Genomic DNA, 17863 nt, shown 5'->3' with positions numbered 1-17863 from the left:
TGGCGGACCGCCCCGGGGCGGCACGGCGACTCGGCGTACCGGCCCGTTCAAGGCTGCGTGCGCCGTACCGCCACCGAAGACGACGCACCGCCCGGCGCCGGCCGGAGCCGGCACCGGGCGGTGCGTGGGTCGATCAGGCCGGGGCGACCGCGCGCGAGCGCCGCATGGTGAGCACGTACTCGACCAGCGAGATCAGCACGTGCTTGGTCGACTCCCGCTGCCGGGCGTCACAGGCGACCACCGGCACCTCCGGGGAGATCGCCAACGCGTCCCGGACGTCCTGCGGGTCGTGGTACTGCATCCCGTCGAAGCAGTTGATGGCGATCAGGTACGGCAACCGCCGGTGCTCGAAGAAGTCGATGGCCGCGAAGCAGTCGGCCAACCGGCGGGTGTCCACCAGGACCACGGCGCCGATGGCGCCCCGGACCAGTTCGTCCCACATGAACCAGAACCGCGTCTGACCCGGTGTACCGAAGAGGTACAGGATCAGGTCACGGTCGATCGAGATACGACCGAAGTCCATCGCCACCGTGGTCGTCGTCTTGCCCGGCACCTGCCGAGTGTCGTCGACGCCCACACCGGCCGAGGTCATGATCGCCTCGGTGGTCAGTGGCGTGATCTCCGAAACCGAGCCGACCAGCGTCGTCTTGCCAACGCCGAACCCACCGGCGATTACGATCTTCGCCGATGTCACGCGCCCGCTCGACGGAGTCGGCGGCCGGTGCGACATGTCAGAGCCTGCGAAGTCCACTCAGCACCCTCTCCAGCAGTTCAGTGCCCACCGCGTCGTCGGAGTCGTCCAGGATGGTCGGCTCGTGCACCGCGACCAGGCCGTCCGTAGCCATGTCGGCAATGAGCACCCGGGCCACCCCGAGTGGCAGCTGCATCCGCGCCGCGATCTCGGCGAGTGACTGCAGCCGGCCGTCACACAGCGCGGCGATGTACTGGTGCTCCCGGCCCTGACCACCGTTGCCGTTGGCAGCAGTCCGACCGCGCACCGTCGTCTCGACGAGCGCTTCCAGCGCGATGTCGAGGCGGGGACGGGTACGACCGCGGGTGACGGCGTATGGACGGACCAGTGCGCCGGTCGGCTCGTCACGATCGACCATGTCGCCGCTCACCTCCTTCCGCGTACCCGCCACCGACTCGCTGCGGTGGAACCCGTCGACTCATTCGTAGTTGGTCCGCCGACCCTACGGTCAGCGCCCGTGTCAACCCAGCATTCCCGCGGCGGCGCGCGGCTGCGGGGTCAACGCGTCGCCGACCCGGTCGACCAGCAGCGCCATTTCGTACCCGACCTGCCCCACGTCACAGCTCCTGGCAGCGAGCACCGCGAACGACGACCCGTCGGAGATGGACATGAGGAACAGGAAGCCATTGTCCATCTCGACCACTGTCTGGAGCACCGCACCACCCTCGAAGCAGCGAGCCGCTCCCTGGGTGAGGCTGACCAGGCCGGACGAGATCGCCGCCAACTGGTCGGCGCGGTCACGCGGCAGGTCCCGTGACGACGCGAGGAGCAGACCGTCCGCGGAGACGGCGACCGCATGCGCGACGCCGGGCACCCGGTCGGCGAAGTTGGCCAGCAGCCAACCGAGATCCTGCGTAGTTGTCATCCTTCATGCTCCTTCTGCCTGCTCCCGGCCAGTGGGCCTGAGCCAGACTGCGAGGACTGCTGCCTGCCCGGAGCCGCCTCCAGGCCGGACGAGGGGCTGTCCGCGTGGTTGCTTCGGCCGCGTTGCACGCCACGATGGTATGCCGAGAGAAGTCCGCGTACCGCCTCCGGCGTACGGCGTTGCACAGACGTCACCGGCTTCTCGACCCCACCCGGCACGAGCTGCGCCATGGGGACCCGCTTGGGCAGGCCGGTCTGCGTGGTCTCGACCACCGGCACCTCTTTGGCCGCGATGGCGGCACGCCAGCCGTCGTCCGCCGCGGTCTGCCAACCGCCGGTCGGCTGCGGGGTGCGCCGGCCGGCAAGGCTCTCGGCGTACGCGGAACCGTCGCTCCCGTTGGTCGCCGCACCGTTGTCGTGCGACGTGCCTCCGGTGTTCGTTGCCATCGGTGCGTTACCTGTCGTCCCTGCTGGTTTCTGGACAGCCGGACGGCTCCGCTCGACCGCAGCGAACTGCTGCGTCCGGGCGTCGTCAGGGCCCCCGAGGGAGGCCCGGGCACCGCCGGCCGTCTCGTCGTTGACCGATCGCCGGGTGCGGAACCAGGCGGATTCCAGCTCCCGGAAGATCGGCAGTTCCATCGTCTCGTCCGCGTACCGCTGCCGGCCGTGGACCGCCGGAGCGGACGCCGGCTGTCCGGCCGGGGCGGAAGGGCCGTTCGGAGCGGCCGGCGGATCCCCTGCCGAACGCGGCAGCCGGGGCAACTCGGTGGTCATGTCGAGCGCCGCGGCGAGCCGCTCGGGCACGGGTGGGGTGGGTACCTCCCGCTCCGTCCCGGCCACCGGCGGCCAGGCCGGCGGAGCCGGTGCGGCCGGGGCCGGCCGGGGCGGCGGTGCGGACACGGGCGGGGCCGACATCGGCGGACCGGAGACCGGCGGCTGACCGCCCCCGGTGGGCTCCTCGTCAGCGGTCGCGCGGCGCTGCGGCAGCGCGTCCGCCTGCTGCCCGGTGGCCGGACGCGGAGTGAAGGCGTCGCTGCCGTTGGCCCGGACGTCCACACCGGTCAGGTCGGACCATGCGGGCAGCGGCCGGCCGGTGCTGCCCGGCGTGCCGTTGCGCGGCCCGGGCTCGAACGGCCGTCCACCGAGGGTGACCTGGTTGCCGGAGCCTCCGGGGCGCGGTGCCGGTGCCGGCGACGGGGCGTTGCCCAGCGCCGGCAGCGTACCGATGGTGGGCAGCGGGGTGGCCGGAGCGGGGCCGGGGGCGGGCAGCCCCGCCGGCTGCTGCACCCGACCGGAGAGCGTACGCGGCACCAGGACCGAGATGGGCAGGTCTACCTCGGCGACCATGCCCCGCTCGGTGCCGGGCCGCAGCTCGACCCGGACCCCGTGCCGGGCGGCCAGCCGGGCGACCACGACCAGGCCCATCATCCGGGAGACCGCGACGTCCACCTGCGGCGGCGTGGCGAGCCGCTGGTTCAGGTCGGCGAGCTGCTCGGCACTGATGCCGATGCCCCGGTCCTCGACGTAGAGGGAGGCGCGGTCGCCCACCCGGCGGGCCTCCACCATGACCTGGGAGTCCGGCGGGGAGAACGCGGTGGCGTTGTCGAACAGCTCGGCGACCAGGTGGACCAGGTCGTTGACGGCGTGCGCGGCGACCTCGAGGTCCCGGTCGATCACACCGAACTCGATCCGGGTGTAGTGCTCCACCTCGGACTGCGCGGCCCGGAGCACGTCGATCAGGGCGGCCGGCTGCCGCTGTACCCGGGTGGAGTCCGCACCGGCGAGGACCAGGAGGTTCTCGTCGTTGCGGCGCATCCGGGTGGCCAGGTGGTCGAGCTGGAACAGCTCGGCCAGCCGGTCCGGGTCCTCCTCGCCGCGCTCGAGCCGGTCCAGGTGGCCGATCAGCCGGTCGACCAGGATCTGGGACCGGCGGGCCAGGTTGACGAACATGGTCGCGACGGAGGCGCGGAGCGCGGCCTGCTCGGCCGCCGTCCGGACCGCCTCCAGGTGGACGGCGTTGAACGCCTCGGTCACCTGGCCGAACTCGTCCTTGCTGCGCACCGGGAGCGGCTCGGCGATCTGGTTGGCGAGCTGCATCGGGGTGAGCTGACCGGTGACCTTCGGGTCCCGCAGCCGGGCCACCGCATGGGGCAGGCCGTACTGGGCGATGGAGAGCGCGCCCTGCCGCAGGTCACGCAGGGAGCGGGCCATCGACCGGGCCACCAGGTAGGCGAAGAAGATCGCCAACAGCAGCATGCTGAGCAGCAGGCCGGTCTCCAGGAAGACCCGACGCTGCACGTCGGAGCGGAGCTGGTCGGCCAGGCGGACCACGTCGCCGTCGAGCTCGGCCTCGACGGTACGGATCAACTTGGCGTTCGCGACCATCGCGGCGTCCCACTCGTTCGCCCCGAACGGCGCACCGGTCATGCTGTCGGTGGTGTTGCCGTTGATCCAGCCGAGGTAGTTCTCGACCTGGCGCTGGTCCGAGCCGGCGACGGTCTGCTGGTACAGCTCGGACTCGGCCTGGTTGGCGACCGCCTGGAAACTCTGTAGGGCCTGCTGCTGTCCGGTGCCGGTGGCGATGTAGTCGGTGCGGAGCACCGGGCTCATCGAGCCCTGGATCAGCGCCCGGTGCACCACGACCCGGCGGACCGAGAGGAACTCCTTGGCCCGGGCGCTGGCGGCCACGGCGCGCATCCGCTCACTCAGGTCGGTGTCCCCGGCGAGCTGGCTCGCCGAGTCCCGGATGTCCAGCAGGTCGTTGATCAGACCCTCGTAGGACCGGGCCGCGTCGGTGAGCGGGAGCTTGTTGTTGAAGACCTGGCTACGGGTGCCGGGCAGGTCTCCGAGGCCCTGGTCGATCCGGTCGAGGACCTTCTCGAAGTTGTTGGGCAGCCCGTCGAGTCCGGCCCGCTGCCGGGAGTACGGCCCCCGGGCCCGGTCGACCCGCTGGTGCACCTCGGTGTAGGCCTTGTTGTACTGCTCCCGGGTCTGGGCGTTCGCTCCGAGCAGCAGCACCGCGGCGGCCCGCTCGTCCTGGAGGGTGTCGACCAGCTCACCGGAGTAGCCGGTGAGGTTCGCCAGGTCACCCGCGCGGTTTGCGTTGTTCAGCGTGTCCAGGTGATCGATCAGACCGTTGGTGCCGACGACGACTGTGGCGATGATCGGCACGATCATGATGAGGCCGAGCTTCGACCAGATCGGCATGTCGCGAAGCCGACCAGCTGGCCGGCGCATTCGCGACAGGAAGGAGCCCGCCGTCTTTGGTCGTTTGCTCACGTCACCGCCCTCGCGATCTCAGCATCCGCCGCGTTGCTCCGGGCAACGCCCAGCGACCGACCCGACGGGTCGGACCTCCGAGATTCCATCACGCCGCCTCTCAAAGAGAAAGCCCAGGTTGTCCCTCGCCGGGAGTGTGATGAGATGTTGAGACAGTTTGATCGCAGCCCGTCTGGCCGGAGTCACCTACCGTAATGGAAACCCCGCACCGTGTCGTCCTGCTCGCCGGCCCTTCGGGCTCCGGAAAGTCCTACATCGCGCACCGAACCGGACTTCCGGTGCTCTGCCTGGACGATTTCTACAAGAATGGCGACGATCCTACGTTGCCCCGCCGACACGGCCGAATCGACTGGGATTCGCCGCACGCCTGGGATGCCGGGTCCGCCGTGGAAACCATTGCTCGACTGGCTCACGACGGCAAGGCCGAAGTGCCGGTTTATGCGATCGGCGAAGACCGTCGAGTAGCCACCCGGACATTCGATCTCGCCGGGTCGCCATTCTTCGTCGCCGAAGGGATTTTCGCCGCCGAGATCGTCGCCGAATGCCGTGAGCTGGGCCTTCTCGCCGGTGCATACGCTCTTCGCCGGCCGCGTGGCGCGACTTTCGTCCGCCGCCTGAGCCGGGACCTGGCGGAACAGCGCAAGGCACCGCGGGTGCTCCTCCGCCGCGGCCTGACGTTGCTGCGCGAGGAACCCGCGGTGTTGCGCCGGCAGACCGGACTGGGCGCGGAGGCGGCGAAGGCACGGGAGGTGTTGCGGCGGGTGGCCGCGTTGCTCTCCGGCCACCCGCACCAACCCTGAGCCCCACCCGGCCGCCACCGGGCGGGCGGCCGGGCTCAGGAGAGCAGCTTCGCGTACGCCGGCTTGATGACGTCGTCGATGATCCTGAGCCGCTCGTCGAACGGGATGAAGGCGCTCTTCATCGCGTTGATGGTGAACCACTGGAGTTCCTTCCAGCCGTAGCCGAAGGCGTCCACCAGCAGCGCCATCTCCCGCGACATCGAGGTGCCGCTCATCAGTCGGTTGTCGGTGTTGACCGTGACCCGGAACCGCAGGTCGCGCAGGAGGCCGATCGGGTGTTCGCCGATCGACGGCGCGGCACCGGTCTGCACGTTGGACGACGGGCACAGCTCCAGCGGGATCCGCTTGTCCCGCACGTACGCGGCCAGCCGGCCGAGCTGCGGATGGTCGTCGCCGACGGTGATGTCGTCGACGATCCGCACCCCGTGCCCGAGGCGGTCCGCGCCGCACCACTGGATCGCCTGCCAGATCGACGGCAGGCCGAACGCCTCACCGGCGTGGATGGTGAAGTGGAAGTTCTCCCGCTGGAGGTACTCGAAGGCGTCCAGGTGCCGGGTGGGCGGGAAGCCCGCCTCGGCACCGGCGATGTCGAAGCCGACCACGCCGGTGTCCCGGTGCCGGACGGCCAGCTCGGCGATCTCCTGCGACCGGGCGGCGTGCCGCATCGCGGTGAGCAGCGTGCCGACCCGGATCGGGGTGCCGGCACGGGCGGCCAGCTCACTGCCCTCGGCGAAACCGGCGAGCACCGCCTCGACCACCTGGTCGAGGGTGAGGTCCTGCTCCAGGTGCTGCTCGGGTGCGAACCGCACCTCGGCGTAGACCACCCCGTCGGCGGCCAGGTCGAGCGCGCACTCCCGGGCCACCCGGGTCAACGCCGAAGCGGTCTGCATGACCGACACCGTGTGGGCGAAGGTCTCCAGGTAACGCTCCAGTGAGCCGGAGTCCGCCGCCTCGACGAACCACCGGCCCAGCGCCTCCGGGTCGGTGGTGGGCAGCTCGTGGCCCACCTCGGCGGCCAGCTCGACCACCGTCGCCGGCCGCAGGCCGCCGTCGAGGTGATCGTGCAGCAACGCCTTCGGGACCTTGACGATGTCCTCGTATCCGATCGCGACCATGCTCAGACACTAGTCAGCCGCCGCACGGACCGTACGATGGCCTCCGTGGATCCGGAGATCGTCAGCCGGCTGCGCTGTCCGGTCTGCGCCGGGTCGCTCGCGTCGGCCACCGCCGGCACCGCGCAGGCCCTGCGCTGCCCACGCGGCCACAGCTTCGACATCGCCCGCCAGGGGTACGTGAACCTGCTGGCCGGGCGCACCCCGCACACCGGGGACAGTGCCGCGATGGTCGCCGCCCGGGCGGACTTCCTCGCTGCCGGACACTACGACGTGGTCTCGTCGGCGCTCGCCGACGCCGCCGCACGGGCACTGGCCGACCACCGGCCGAGCACCGGAACGCCGACCGACCGGGCGACGCCGACCGACCCGGCCCCGGCTCGGCCGACACCGACCGACACGGTGCCGGCCGGTGGGGCGTACCCGCTGGTGGTGGAGCCGGGGGCGGGCACCGGCCGGCACCTGGCCGCGGTGCTGGCGGCGCTGCCCGACGCCGTGGGCCTGGCGCTCGACGTCTCGAAGCCGGCGTTGCGCCGCGCGGCCCGCGCCCACCCCCGGGCCGGCGCGGCACTCGCCGACACCTGGCAACGGCTTCCGCTGGCTGATGCCTCGGTGGCCGTGCTGGTGAACGTCTTCGCCCCCCGCAACGGGGCGGAGTTCCGCCGCGTCCTCGACCCGACCGGCACGCTGCTGGTGGTCACGCCGGTCGCGGATCATCTGGCCGAACTGGTCGACGCGCTCGACCTGCTGCGGGTGGACCCGGCGAAGGCCGAGCGGGTGGCCGGCAGCCTGGCCGGCCACTTCACCGGGATCGGCACCACGCAACACCGGGCGCGGCTCACGCTGACCCGGTCGGAGGTCGAGACGCTGGTGGGGATGGGGCCGAGCGCCTGGCACACCGAGCCGGCCCGGATCGCCGCGCGGATCGCCGCCCTGGCCGAGCCGGTCACGGTGACCGCCGCCGTCCAGCTGTCCCGCTACCGCCCGGCCTGACCGACGACCGTCCCGAGCGGAACCGTCGACCGCCCCGAGCAGAGAGCCGGACCGGGCGGCCCGAGCAGAGAGCCGGGCGTCCCGGGGAGCCGGTCGGCGGTCTCAGGTGGAGAGGTCGACCTCTTCCCACCCCGGGGGCGGGTCGTGGTACTGGCCGCGCAGCACCACGGCCCACTCCAGCGCCCACCGTCGCTGCCCGATGGAGTGCGAGTCGATCTCCCCCGGCAGCGGCAGCCCTTCCCGCTCCGACTTCAGGTACGCCCAGTCCAGGCAGTAGTGCAGGTCCAGCAGGGCCGCCGCGTCGGCCGGATGCTGCGGGGCGACGAGCAGCCGTCCCCGCCACCTGTCGAAGGTCTCCCCGCCGACGATGTTCGGCAACTTCGCGACCAGGTCCTGGTCGACCGGCAGGGACGGGTCGAGCTGCCTGGTCAGGCCGAGCACCCAGGTCAGCGCGAAGAGGGCGTCGTGGTGCAGGACGAACGACCGGTGGTCGCCCTTGCCGGCGGTGACGAAGTCCCATTCCGGTGGGGTGACCGAGTCCACCAGCCGCGAGGCGAGCAGCCAGCTCATCGCCGCCTCGGTGGACATCCCGAAGCAGCGGGCCAGGATCAGGTGGAGTACGGCGATCCGCGCCTCGACCTCCACGGTCGGCCGCAGCTCGACCTCGTCCCCCGACTCCCACACCAGCGGGAAGTTCTCCGGCGGCAGGGGCAGTCCGAGCCGGCCCAGCTCGTCGAGGCTCGCCTCACGGACGGCCCCCGGATCGGGTACGGGTACGGCGGTCACCTCGGCCCGCCCGCCTCAGGCGATCCGCTCGATCACCAGCGGCGTCGCCGCCGGCGCGGTCGGGGTGATCCGGACCGCCCCCGCCGCCTCGGCCAGCGCGGCCGGGATCCGGCCGGCGTCGGAGGCGCGCAGCTCGTAGAGGGGGTCGCCGGCCCGGACCGGATCGCCGGGGCGCTTGTGCAGCACCACCCCGGCCGGGACGCTGACCGGGTCCTCCTTGCGGGCCCGGCCCGCGCCGAGCCGCCACGCGGCCACCCCGACCGCGTACGCGTCCACGGCCGCGACGAACCCGTCGGCGTCGGCGCGGACCACCTCGACCTCGTCGGCCTTCGGCATCGGGGCGTCCGGGTCACCGCCCTGCGCCCGGACCATCGCCCGCCAGGAGTCCATCGCCCGACCGTTCCGCAGCGCGGCGGCCGGGTCGGCGTCCGGCAGGCCGGCGGCGTCGAGCATCTCCCGGGCCAGGGCCAGGGTCAGCTCGACGACGTCGGCGGGGCCGCCCCCGGCGAGCACCTCCACCGATTCGGTCACCTCGACGGCGTTGCCGACCGCCAGACCGAGCGGGGTGGACATGTCGGTGAGCAGGGCGACGGTCCGCACGCCGTGCGCGCCGCCCAGCTCGACCATGGTGCGGGCCAGCTCGCGGGCGTCGTCGACGGACTTCATGAACGCCCCGGAGCCGACCTTCACGTCGAGCACCAGCGCGCCGGTGCCCTCGGCGATCTTCTTGCTCATGATCGAGCTGGCGATCAGCGGGATGGCCTCGACGGTGCCGGTGACGTCGCGCAGGGCGTAGAGCTTGCGGTCGGCCGGGGCGAGTCCCTCCCCGGCGGCGCAGATCACCGCGCCGACGTCGCGGAGCTGGGCGATGAACTCGTCGTTGCTCAGCGCGGCCCGCCAGCCTGGGATGGACTCCAGCTTGTCGAGGGTGCCTCCGGTGTGTCCCAGGCCCCGCCCGGAGAGCTGCGGCACCGCCGCGCCGCAGGCCGCGACGAGCGGGGTCAGCGGCAGGGTGATCTTGTCACCGACGCCGCCGGTGGAGTGCTTGTCCACCGTGGGCCGGTCGACGGCGGAGAGGTCCAGCCGCTCGCCGCTGGCGATCATCGCGGCCGTCCAGCGGGCGATCTCCGGGGCGGTCATGCCGCGTAGCAGGATCGCCATGGCCAGCGCGGACATCTGCTCGTCGGCCACCAGCCCCCGGGTGTACGCGTCGACCACCCAGTCGATCTGCGCGTCGGAGAGCACCCCGCCGTCCCGCTTGGCGCGGATGACGTCGACTGCCGCGAACCCGCTCATCGCTCTTCTCCTTCGGACTCGCCGGGCCACCGGACCGGGATCTCCACCGGTGGTTCGCCCTCGCCGGCCCAGTAGATGGTGCCGCCCGCGTCGACCACCACCACCCGGGGCGTCCGGGCGAGCCCCCAGGTGATCGCCGCAGCCGGGTCGTCCCAGTTCGGGGCCTCCTCCAGCACGCCGGTCTCGGCGCCGACGTCGTCGCCGGCCGACCGTTCCCAGTACGCCGTCCAGACCTGCTGCCCGGCGTCGAGGTCGGGATGCACGAAGACGGTCCCCCGGCCCCGCCAGGCGGCCAGCCGCTCCGGCACCACCGGCACCGGAGCCTCGCCGACCACCGCCTCCAGGTCGTTCACGTCGAACGCGTGCGGCAGCAGCTCGGCCATCCGCAGCGGGCCGCCCTTCGCCTCGATGAGGCACTCCGGGCCGCCGTGCTCCCAGAGCAGCTGCCGGCACCGGCCGCACGGCATCAGCGGTTCGCCGGTGGCGTCCACGCAGGAGAGGGCGAGCAGCCGCCCGCCACCGGAGGAGTGCAGCGCGGAGACCACCCCGCACTCGGCGCAGAGCACCACGCCGTACGCGGCGTTCTCGACGTTGCAGCCGACCACCACCCGGCCGTCGTCGACCAGGGCGGCGGCCCCGACCGGGAAACGCGAGTAGGGCACGTACGCGTGCCGCATGACCTCGGTGGCGGCGGCACGCAGCCGTTCCCAGTCGATGTCCATGCCCCGGATTCTGCCGTACCCGCCGGTTGACCTGCGGTCGGGTCAGCGGTGGTGCGGTACGGGCGAGCCGGGGTCCGCAACAGTTGACCGTAGGGCAGCGTGCCGGTCCATCTTCTCGGGGGAAGCCGGCCGACGTCACAGAGAAGAGCATCCTCCGAGGGCTCCCACCGCATCTACAGTTGACGACGCCTGTGCCGCTTCGCGTGCGTCTGCGGCTGGATCGGCCGCAAACGCTGGAAGCAGTCGGGAGGCAGAGATATGGGATATCTGGAACTGTTGCGCGCCACGCATGTGTTGCGGCTGCTGACGGGCACCCTGACAGGCAGACTGCCCAGCGCGATGGCGACCCTCGCCATTCCGCTCGCGCTACGTGAGGCGGGTGCCTCGTACGGGTTCGTCGGCATCGCCACCGGAACGTTCGCCATCGCGACCGCAGTTGGTGGCCCACTCCTGGGCCGGGCGGTCGACCACGTCGGGCAGCCGAAGGTGCTCGTTCCCACGGCCGTTCTCGCGGGGATGGGCTTCACGTTGATCGGTGTGGTGCCGGGGAAGCCGGCCTGGGTGCTGGTGGGGGCGGCACTGGCAGGCGTCGCGACGCCCCCGTTGGAGCCGTGCCTGCGGGTGCTCTGGCCGAGGATCCTCCCGGCAGCCCGGCTGGACCGGGCCTACGCCCTGGACGCGGGCGCACAGGAGTTGGTCTTCGTCGGTGCTCCGCTGATGGTCGCGGGCACCGTGGCCGTCACGTTCCCGGCCATGGCGCTGTGGCTGGCGGCTCTGCTCGGCGCGCTCGGTGTACTGATCGTGGTGACCGCGGCACCCTCGCGGGAGTACCGCGCCGAAGAACGTGCCGCACACTGGCTGGGCCCGCTGCGCAGCAGGGGTCTCGTGGTGCTCCTGACCGGCCTCGTCGGCACCGGCGTTGCCATCGGCACCCTGAACGTCCTGGTCATCTTCTATGCCGAGCAGCACCGGCTGCCCGGTGGCGCGGGGACGTTGCTGGCCCTGAACGCCGCAGGCGCACTGGTCGGCGCGCTCGGCTATGGAGCGTTGCGCTGGGAGATGCCCCTGCCGCGCCGTGGCCTTCTGCTGGCTGGCGGGATGACGATCGGCTACGGCCTGCTCATCCTCCTGCCCGCACCGCCCCTGATGGCCGTTCTCATGATCCTTACCGGACTGTTCCTCGCCCCGCTGCTGACCGTGAGCTTCGTCCTGGTGGACCGGCTCGCCCCGCCGGGCACCGTCACCGAGGCGTTCGCCTGGCTGATCACCGTCTTCACCAGTGGCATTGCCCTCGGGGCCGCCGTGGCGGGTGCGGTGATCGAACGGGCTTCCCCGACCTGGGCCGCCGTCGGCGGTGCTCTGGCCACCGTCGGTACCGTCGTCGTCCTGCTCGCCGGACGGAACACGCTGGCCGGTCGGGTCACCGTGCCGGCCACCGACCGGGTGCCGGCGTGATCGCGGCTCCCGTTGCCCGAGGTCGTCCGTCGGCACGGGAAGCGGCCGGCGCGGGACGCCCCGCTGCGGTCGGGGCGGTCGGCCCGGTGCGACGTGCCGCACCGGGCCGAACCGGGAGGGGCTGAGATCAGCCCTTGATGTACGGCTTGCCGTCGGCGGCCGGCGCACGGACCTTGCCGACCAGCCCGGCCACCGCCAGCATGGTCGCCAGGTACGGCAGCATCGCCAGGAACTGGCTGGGGATGATGCTGTTGATCGCGCCGAGGTAGGTGCCGAGCTGGTCGGCGAAGCCGAAGAAGAGCGCGGCGAGCAGCGCCCCGGTCGGGCTCCACCGGCCGAAGATCAGCGCGGCCAGAGCGATGAAGCCCTTACCGCCGATCATGTTCTTGGTGAAGGTGTAGAGCGCCAGGGTGTACGACGCGCCACCGATGCCGGCCACCATCCCGGCCAGGATCACGTTCCGGTACCGCAGCGCCAGCACCTTCACGCCGAGCGTGTCGGCGGCGGTCGGGTGCTCACCCACCGCCCGGGTCCGCAGCCCCCACCGGGTCCGGAACAGCGCGACGTGGATGACCAGGACCAGGACCAGCCCGAGGTAGAGGAAGATGTTGCCCCGGAACAGCGCCGGCCCGATCACCGGGATGTCCTCCAGCACCGGGATCGCCCAGGTGCCGAAGCGCGGCGGCTGGTTGTAGCTCTGGGTGTCGGTCTGCATCAGCCGCTCGTAGAGGAAGCCGGTCAGGCCGAGCGCGAGCAGGTTCAGCACGATGCCGATGACCACCTGGTCGACCAGGTAGCGGATGGCGAAGACGGCCAGCAGCAGCGAGATGAACGCGCCACCGATCGCGGCGGCCACCAGGCCGACCCAGACGCTGCCGGTCATCGTGCCGAACAGGGCACCGGCGAAGGCCCCCATCAGCAACTGGCCCTCGATCGCCACGTTCACCACGCCGGAGCGCTCGCAGAGCACCCCGGCCAGCGCACCGAAGATCAGCGGCAGGGCCAGGATGAAGGTGCCCCGGACGATGTTGACCATCGGCATGAAGTTCTGCCCAGCCGGCGCGGCGGAGACCTGCCAGCAGAGGAACGACGCGACGAAGCCCACCACGCCGACCGCGAGCACGGTGGTGAACCAGCGCTTGGGTACGCCGGCCAGCAGGGCCGCCCCGGCGACGACCGCGAGCACGCCGAAGACGATCGCGCCGATCGTGCCGTCGACGGCCAGCGCCGCGCCCTCGGCGTCCTCGCTGAGCGTGAAGCGCGCCTGCTCGTCGGTGGCGAGCGCGCCGAAGAGGATCGCCGCGAGCAGGCCGAGCGCCAGCAGCACCACGCCGATCTTGCGGTTACGGGTCCAGAAGCCCTCGTGAACGGGGGCGACGGCGACGTCGTCGACAGCCATCGTGGACATCAGCTCGGGTCTCCGTTCACGACTGCGGGACTCGTCGGCTCACTGATCGTGTGCACCGGTCACCAGCCCTTCGCGAGGCTCGTCTGCAACCGGGCGGCGCGGGCGGCCCGGAGCCGGAAGATCGCCTTCACCAGCGCGGGGGCGGCGATGAAGATGACGATCAGCGCCTGGAGCACGGTGACCAGCTCCAGCGAGATGCCGGAGTAGGACTGCATCCGGTTGCCGCCGGCCTGGAGCGCGCCGAACAGCAGCGCGGCCAGCAGCACGCCCCACGGCTTCACCCGGCCGAGCAGCGCCACCAGGATGCCGTCGAAGCCGATCTGGGCCACCACCAGCGGGGTCAGCGCGGCGGCGGTGGTGCCGAGCACCATCTGCGCGCCGCCGAGCCCGGCGAGCGCCCCCGCCAGCGCCATCATCAGCGCGTACGTCTTCCCCACGCCGATGCCGGCGGTGCGGGCGGCGTCCGGGTTGGCGCCGACCGCGCGCAGCTCGAACCCGAAGGTCGAGCGGTTGAGCAGCCAGCCGACGAACCAGGTGGCCGCCACCGCGAGCAGGATGCCGGCGTGCACCCGCAGGTCGGCCCCGAGCAGTCGGGGCAGTTGGGCGGAGCCGTCCACCGAGCGGCTGATCGCGTCGGTGCGCTCCGGGTCCTGGACGCCGTTCTGGACGATGATCCAGGAGAGGAAGTAGACGCCGACGTAGTTGAGCATGATCGTGTTGATCACCTCGTGCGCCCCGGCGCGGGCCTTCAGGATGCCCGGGATGAATCCCCAGATCGCGCCGCCGAGCGCACCGGCGATCACCGCGACGAGCAGGTGCACCACCGGCGGCAGCGGCAGCAGGAAGCCGGTCAGCGCGGCGAGGATGACGCCGATGGTCGCCTGGCCCTGGGCACCGATGTTGAACAGGCCGCCCCGGAAGGCGAGCGCCACCGAGAGGCCGGTGAAGACCAGCGGGGCGGCGTAGGTGAGCGTCTCGGAGATCGGCGCGAAGACCGGCTCCCAGCCGTTGCTGCCGTTCAGCCAGCCGGAGAACGCCTCCGGGTCGAAGACCGAGCCCTTGAAGAGGTTGGCGTAGCCCTCGCTGACCGCTGCCCAGCTCGCGTTGATCGCGTCCGAGGGCCGGGCGGTGATGTAGCTGTAGGTGGCCAGCACCTCCGGGTCGGAGATGATGATCAGGACCGCGCCGACCAGCATCGCCAACACCAGCGCGAGCACCGTCACGGTGACCGTGTTGGCGGCCCAGAGGTTGGCCAGGAAGAGCTGGCCGAGCGAGGGGCGTGCGCCGTCGTCCCCGGGCCGCTTCGCTCCGGCCGGCGTGGTCGTGGCCGGCTGCTTCGTCCCGGCCGGCGTGGTCGTCGCCGTCGGGTCGGCGGCCCGGCCGGTGCCGCCCGCCGCGTCACGGGCGGCCTGCTCCGGGGTCGCCGGCGCCTTGTCCGGGGACCCGGCGTCGGGGTTGGGGTTGGTCATGCCTCGTCCTCGTTCACTGGGCCGTCGGACGCCGGGGTGGCCGTCGCGCCGTCGGTCGTGGCGTCGCCGGACCGGGCATCGGTGCCCGCCTGGTCCGGGGTGATGCCGGCCATCAGCAGGCCGATCTCCTCACGCGGGGTGTCCGGGGGGACGATCCCGATGATCCGCCCCCGGTACATCACCGCGATCCGGTCGGCCAGGCCGATCACCTCGTCCAGTTCGCTGGAAACCACCAGCACGGCGGTGCCGGTGTCCCGCTCCCGGATGATCTGGCTGTGGATGAACTCGATCGAGCCGACGTCCACGCCCCGGGTCGGCTGCGCGGCGATGAAGAGCTTGAGCGGCCGGGAGAACTCCCGGGCCACGATCACCTTCTGCTGGTTGCCGCCGGAGAGCGTGCCGACCGGCGCGTCCGCCGAGGAGGTCCGGATGTCGAACTGCGCGATCCGCTCCCGGGCCGACTTGGCGATGGCGTCCGGCTTCAGCGCCAGGCCGGAGGCGAACGGCGGCTGGTCGTAGAGGTCCAGGACCAGGTTCTCCGCGACGGAGAACTCCTTGACGATGCCGTCGACGCTGCGGTCCTCGGGGACGTAGCCGACCCCGGCGCGGAGCACCTTCTTCGGCGACCAGCCGTCGATCCGCTCCCCGTTCAGCGAGACGCTGCCGGCGAGCACCGGCCGCAGCCCCATGACCGCCTCGACCAGCTCGGTCTGTCCGTTGCCCTGCACACCCGCGACGCCGAGCACCTCGCCCGCGTGGACGGTCAGGTCGACGCCGTCGACCGCCCGGATCTCCCGGTCGTCGTCGACGACCAGCCCGGCGACCTCCAGGACGGGCGCGCCCGGCTGCGCCGGCTCCTTCTGCACGGTCAGGTGCACGCTGCGGCCGACCATCAGCGCGGCCAACTCGTCCCGGCTGGCGCTCGGGGAGGCGGTGCCCACGGTCTTCCCGCGCCGGACCACGGTGATCCGGTCGGCGATCGCCTTGACCTCGCCGAGCTTGTGGGTGATGAAGACGATGGACTTGCCGGCCGCCTTCAGCGACCGCATGACGGTCAGCAGCTCCTCGGTCTCCTGCGGGGTCAGCACCGCGGTCGGCTCGTCGAGGATGAGCAGGTCCACCTCGCGGGTGAGCGCCTTGACGATCTCCACCCGCTGCTGGATGCCGACCGGCAGGTCCTCGACCACCGCGTGCGGGTCGACCCGGAGGTTGTACTTCTCGGAGACCTCGGCGACCTCCCGACTGGCCCGACGCCGGTCGAGGAAGCCGGCGAGCCCGCCGCGCACCTTCTCCGCGCCGAGCATCACGTTCTCGGCCACCGTGAAGACCGGCACGAGCATGAAGTGCTGGTGCACCATGCCGATGCCGGCCGCGATCGCGTCCGACGGCCCCCGCAGCTTGAGCGGCTTCCCGTCGACCAGGATCTCGCCCTCGTCGGGCTGGTAGAGCCCGTAGAGGACGTTCATCAGGGTCGACTTGCCCGCGCCGTTCTCGCCGAGCAGGGCGTGAATCTCTCCAGGCTCCACCGTCAGGTCGATGTGGTCGTTGGCGACCAGATCACCGAACCGCTTGGTGATGCCGCGCAGTTCGAGTCTCAGCGCAACCTCCTGGAGTGCGAGCCGTGGAGCGACCTGGTCGCCACGGGGTGGCCGTCGGCCGCGTGGTGGGGGACGTCGTGCAGATCGGCCGCTCCGGCGGCAGGGATTCGCATCCGTGCCGGCCGGAGCGGCCGTCGTGGTGCGCGACCGCCGGTCACCCCTTCCGCGGTGACCGGCGGCGGGTCACTTCGGCTGGGCCGGCGAGGTGACCTGGACGGTGCCGGCGGAGATGTCGGCCTTGAGCTTGTCCAGCTCGGCCTTCAGCTCGGCCGGGACCTTGCCGTCGAACTCGTGGAACGGGGCGAGCGAGACGCCGTTGTTGGCCAGGGTGCCCAGGTAGCCCGGGGTGGCCACCAGCTTCTCGCCCTTGGCCGCCTTGACGACGGCCTCCTTCACCGCGTCCGGGATGTTCTTCACCACGGTGCTGACGATCGCCGGGCAGTTCGGGGTGCTCTCGCAGCCGTCGACGTCCACCCAGATGGTGTTGTACTTGCCGCCGCTGGCCTGCGCGGCGGCGGTGGTGCCGAGCCCGGCGCCACCGGCGACCGGCATGACGATGTCGGCACCCTGGGCGACCAGGGCGTCCCCGACCTTCTTGCCCTCGTCCTGCTTGACGAAGTCGTTGGTGAACGACCCGTTCTGGGTGGCCTTGTCCCAGCCGAGCGCCTGGACGTTGGCGCTCTTGGTCTTGTTGTAGTGGGCGACACCGTCGACGAAGCCGTCCATGAAGATGGTCACCGGCGGGATCTTCATGCCCCCGTAGGTGCCGACCTTCTTGCTCTTGCTCATCCCCGCCGCAAGGTAACCGGCGAGGAAGCCGGCCTGCGCGGTGTCGAACTGCATCGGGTAGACGTTGGTCTCCGGCACCTTCGCGTCGACGATGCCGAACTGCTGGTTCGGGTTCGCCTTGGCGATCTTCGACGTGGCGGTGCCCATCAGGCCACCGACGGCCAGGATGAAGTCGCACTTCTGGTTGACGTACTGGGTCAGGTTCGGCTCGTAGTCGGCCTCGGCCTTGGACGCCACGTACTTGATGTCGATGTTGCTGTTCTCCGCCTCGGCGGCCTCCAGGCCCTTCCAGGCCGAGGTGTTGAACGACTTGTCGTCGATACCGCCGACGTCGGTCACCATGCAGGCGCTGAACTTCTTGCCACCGTCACCGGCGCCGTCGTTCTCCTCCGGAGCCTCGCCACACGCGGCGGCACCGAGCACCAGCCCACCGACCGCGAGCGCCGAGACGACCCGCATCCCACGCACAGAGCGCAAGACGACTCCCTCCCCATCGCCACCGCGCCAACGGACGGTGACAGTCATCAAGCCGGCCTGCGCC

Annotated in this window: 15 protein-coding genes; 3 read left to right on the top strand and 12 right to left on the bottom strand. The window is 71.7% G+C overall.

Going from position 1 to position 17863, the window contains the following annotated elements; genetic code table 11:
* Positions 1 to 133: 133 nt before the first annotated feature.
* The 4 genes from GA0074694_RS11765 to GA0074694_RS11750 all read right to left on the bottom strand — a co-directional run bounded on the left by GA0074694_RS11765 (position 134) and on the right by GA0074694_RS11750 (position 4894).
* Complete coding sequence (locus GA0074694_RS11765) at positions 134 to 730, bottom strand: GTP-binding protein (RefSeq protein ID WP_088980735.1); 597 nt, start codon at positions 728 to 730, stop codon at positions 134 to 136.
* 1 nt (position 731) lies between these two features.
* Positions 732 to 1109 carry a DUF742 domain-containing protein gene (locus GA0074694_RS11760; protein ID WP_088985313.1) on the bottom strand — a complete coding sequence of 126 codons (378 nt, stop codon included), beginning with the start codon at positions 1107 to 1109 and terminating at the stop codon, positions 732 to 734.
* A 102-nt stretch (positions 1110 to 1211) separates the two neighbouring features.
* Positions 1212 to 1616, bottom strand: coding sequence for a roadblock/LC7 domain-containing protein (locus tag GA0074694_RS11755; RefSeq protein WP_091456908.1), 405 nt, complete (start codon positions 1614 to 1616; stop codon positions 1212 to 1214).
* Entirely contained in the window at positions 1613 to 4894 is a 3282-nt protein-coding gene (locus GA0074694_RS11750; protein WP_091456906.1) for a sensor histidine kinase, read from the bottom strand. The genes GA0074694_RS11755 and GA0074694_RS11750 overlap by 4 nt, the downstream gene beginning before the upstream one ends.
* 194 nt (positions 4895 to 5088) lie before the next feature.
* Between GA0074694_RS11750 and GA0074694_RS11745 the strand changes: the two genes are divergently transcribed.
* A complete protein-coding gene (locus tag GA0074694_RS11745) occupies positions 5089 to 5694 on the top strand; it encodes a uridine kinase family protein (RefSeq protein ID WP_091456903.1) in 606 nt (201 codons plus the stop codon).
* Between the two features lie 35 nt (positions 5695 to 5729).
* Here GA0074694_RS11745 and GA0074694_RS11740 read toward each other — a convergent pair whose 3' ends face one another.
* Positions 5730 to 6809: an adenosine deaminase gene (locus GA0074694_RS11740; RefSeq protein WP_091456899.1), complete on the bottom strand. Its 1080-nt coding sequence runs from the start codon at positions 6807 to 6809 to the stop codon at positions 5730 to 5732.
* A gap of 45 nt (positions 6810 to 6854) precedes the next feature.
* Here GA0074694_RS11740 and GA0074694_RS11735 point away from each other — a divergent pair, with 45 nt between their 5' ends.
* Entirely contained in the window at positions 6855 to 7799 is a 945-nt protein-coding gene (locus GA0074694_RS11735; RefSeq protein ID WP_091459008.1) for a putative RNA methyltransferase, read from the top strand.
* A gap of 102 nt (positions 7800 to 7901) precedes the next feature.
* Here GA0074694_RS11735 and GA0074694_RS11730 read toward each other — a convergent pair whose 3' ends face one another.
* From GA0074694_RS11730 to GA0074694_RS11720, 3 genes are read right to left on the bottom strand one after another with little or no spacing between them, the layout of a single operon-like run.
* Positions 7902 to 8585, bottom strand: a complete 684-nt coding sequence (locus tag GA0074694_RS11730) for a DUF4272 domain-containing protein (protein ID WP_091456897.1) — start codon at positions 8583 to 8585, stop codon at positions 7902 to 7904.
* A gap of 15 nt (positions 8586 to 8600) precedes the next feature.
* Positions 8601 to 9881, bottom strand: coding sequence for a thymidine phosphorylase (locus GA0074694_RS11725; protein ID WP_091456894.1), 1281 nt, complete (start codon positions 9879 to 9881; stop codon positions 8601 to 8603).
* On the bottom strand, positions 9878 to 10603 hold the full coding sequence (locus tag GA0074694_RS11720; protein WP_091456891.1) for a cytidine deaminase: 726 nt from the start codon (positions 10601 to 10603) through the stop codon (positions 9878 to 9880). Before GA0074694_RS11720 ends, GA0074694_RS11725 begins: the two co-directional genes overlap by 4 nt.
* 258 nt (positions 10604 to 10861) lie before the next feature.
* Between GA0074694_RS11720 and GA0074694_RS11715 the strand changes: the two genes are divergently transcribed.
* A complete protein-coding gene (locus tag GA0074694_RS11715) occupies positions 10862 to 12058 on the top strand; it encodes an MFS transporter (protein WP_091456888.1) in 1197 nt (398 codons plus the stop codon).
* 127 nt (positions 12059 to 12185) lie between these two features.
* Here the strand turns inward: GA0074694_RS11715 and GA0074694_RS11710 are convergent, their stop codons facing one another.
* The 4 genes from GA0074694_RS11710 to GA0074694_RS11695 all read right to left on the bottom strand — a co-directional run bounded on the left by GA0074694_RS11710 (position 12186) and on the right by GA0074694_RS11695 (position 17781).
* Complete coding sequence (locus tag GA0074694_RS11710) at positions 12186 to 13466, bottom strand: ABC transporter permease (protein WP_091456885.1); 1281 nt, start codon at positions 13464 to 13466, stop codon at positions 12186 to 12188.
* A gap of 59 nt (positions 13467 to 13525) precedes the next feature.
* Positions 13526 to 14935 (bottom strand): ABC transporter permease, encoded by a 1410-nt coding sequence (locus tag GA0074694_RS11705; protein WP_091456882.1) that lies wholly within the window; start codon positions 14933 to 14935, stop codon positions 13526 to 13528.
* Complete coding sequence (locus tag GA0074694_RS11700; protein WP_342670933.1) at positions 14932 to 16473, bottom strand: ABC transporter ATP-binding protein; 1542 nt, start codon at positions 16471 to 16473, stop codon at positions 14932 to 14934. Before GA0074694_RS11700 ends, GA0074694_RS11705 begins: the two co-directional genes overlap by 4 nt.
* Before the next feature lie 243 nt (positions 16474 to 16716).
* Positions 16717 to 17781, bottom strand: coding sequence for a BMP family lipoprotein (locus GA0074694_RS11695; RefSeq protein WP_091456874.1), 1065 nt, complete (start codon positions 17779 to 17781; stop codon positions 16717 to 16719).
* Positions 17782 to 17863: the final 82 nt, after the last annotated feature.

The sequence above is a fragment of the Micromonospora inyonensis genome (genome assembly GCF_900091415.1).
Lineage (GTDB): Bacteria > Actinomycetota > Actinomycetes > Mycobacteriales > Micromonosporaceae > Micromonospora > Micromonospora inyonensis.
The sequence above is the reverse complement of the archived record's forward strand: the minus strand, read 5'-3'. Positions and strand labels throughout refer to the sequence as shown.

What these genes read in the sequence shown, in the direction of transcription:
- GA0074694_RS11760 (WP_088985313.1), bottom strand. Translation starts at nt 1,109, where the DNA reads ATGGTCGATCGTGACGAGCCGACCGGCGCACTGGTCCGTCCATACGCC.
- GA0074694_RS11745 (WP_091456903.1), top strand. Translation starts at nt 5,089, where the DNA reads ATGGAAACCCCGCACCGTGTCGTCCTGCTCGCCGGCCCTTCGGGCTCC.
- GA0074694_RS11695 (WP_091456874.1), bottom strand. Translation starts at nt 17,781, where the DNA reads ATGCGGGTCGTCTCGGCGCTCGCGGTCGGTGGGCTGGTGCTCGGTGCC.
- GA0074694_RS11715 (WP_091456888.1), top strand. Translation starts at nt 10,862, where the DNA reads ATGGGATATCTGGAACTGTTGCGCGCCACGCATGTGTTGCGGCTGCTG.
- GA0074694_RS11705 (WP_091456882.1), bottom strand. Translation starts at nt 14,935, where the DNA reads ATGACCAACCCCAACCCCGACGCCGGGTCCCCGGACAAGGCGCCGGCG.
- GA0074694_RS11720 (WP_091456891.1), bottom strand. Translation starts at nt 10,603, where the DNA reads ATGGACATCGACTGGGAACGGCTGCGTGCCGCCGCCACCGAGGTCATG.
- GA0074694_RS11710 (WP_091456885.1), bottom strand. Translation starts at nt 13,466, where the DNA reads ATGTCCACGATGGCTGTCGACGACGTCGCCGTCGCCCCCGTTCACGAG.
- GA0074694_RS11765 (WP_088980735.1), bottom strand. Translation starts at nt 730, where the DNA reads ATGTCGCACCGGCCGCCGACTCCGTCGAGCGGGCGCGTGACATCGGCG.
- GA0074694_RS11755 (WP_091456908.1), bottom strand. Translation starts at nt 1,616, where the DNA reads ATGACAACTACGCAGGATCTCGGTTGGCTGCTGGCCAACTTCGCCGAC.
- GA0074694_RS11740 (WP_091456899.1), bottom strand. Translation starts at nt 6,809, where the DNA reads ATGGTCGCGATCGGATACGAGGACATCGTCAAGGTCCCGAAGGCGTTG.
- GA0074694_RS11725 (WP_091456894.1), bottom strand. Translation starts at nt 9,881, where the DNA reads ATGAGCGGGTTCGCGGCAGTCGACGTCATCCGCGCCAAGCGGGACGGC.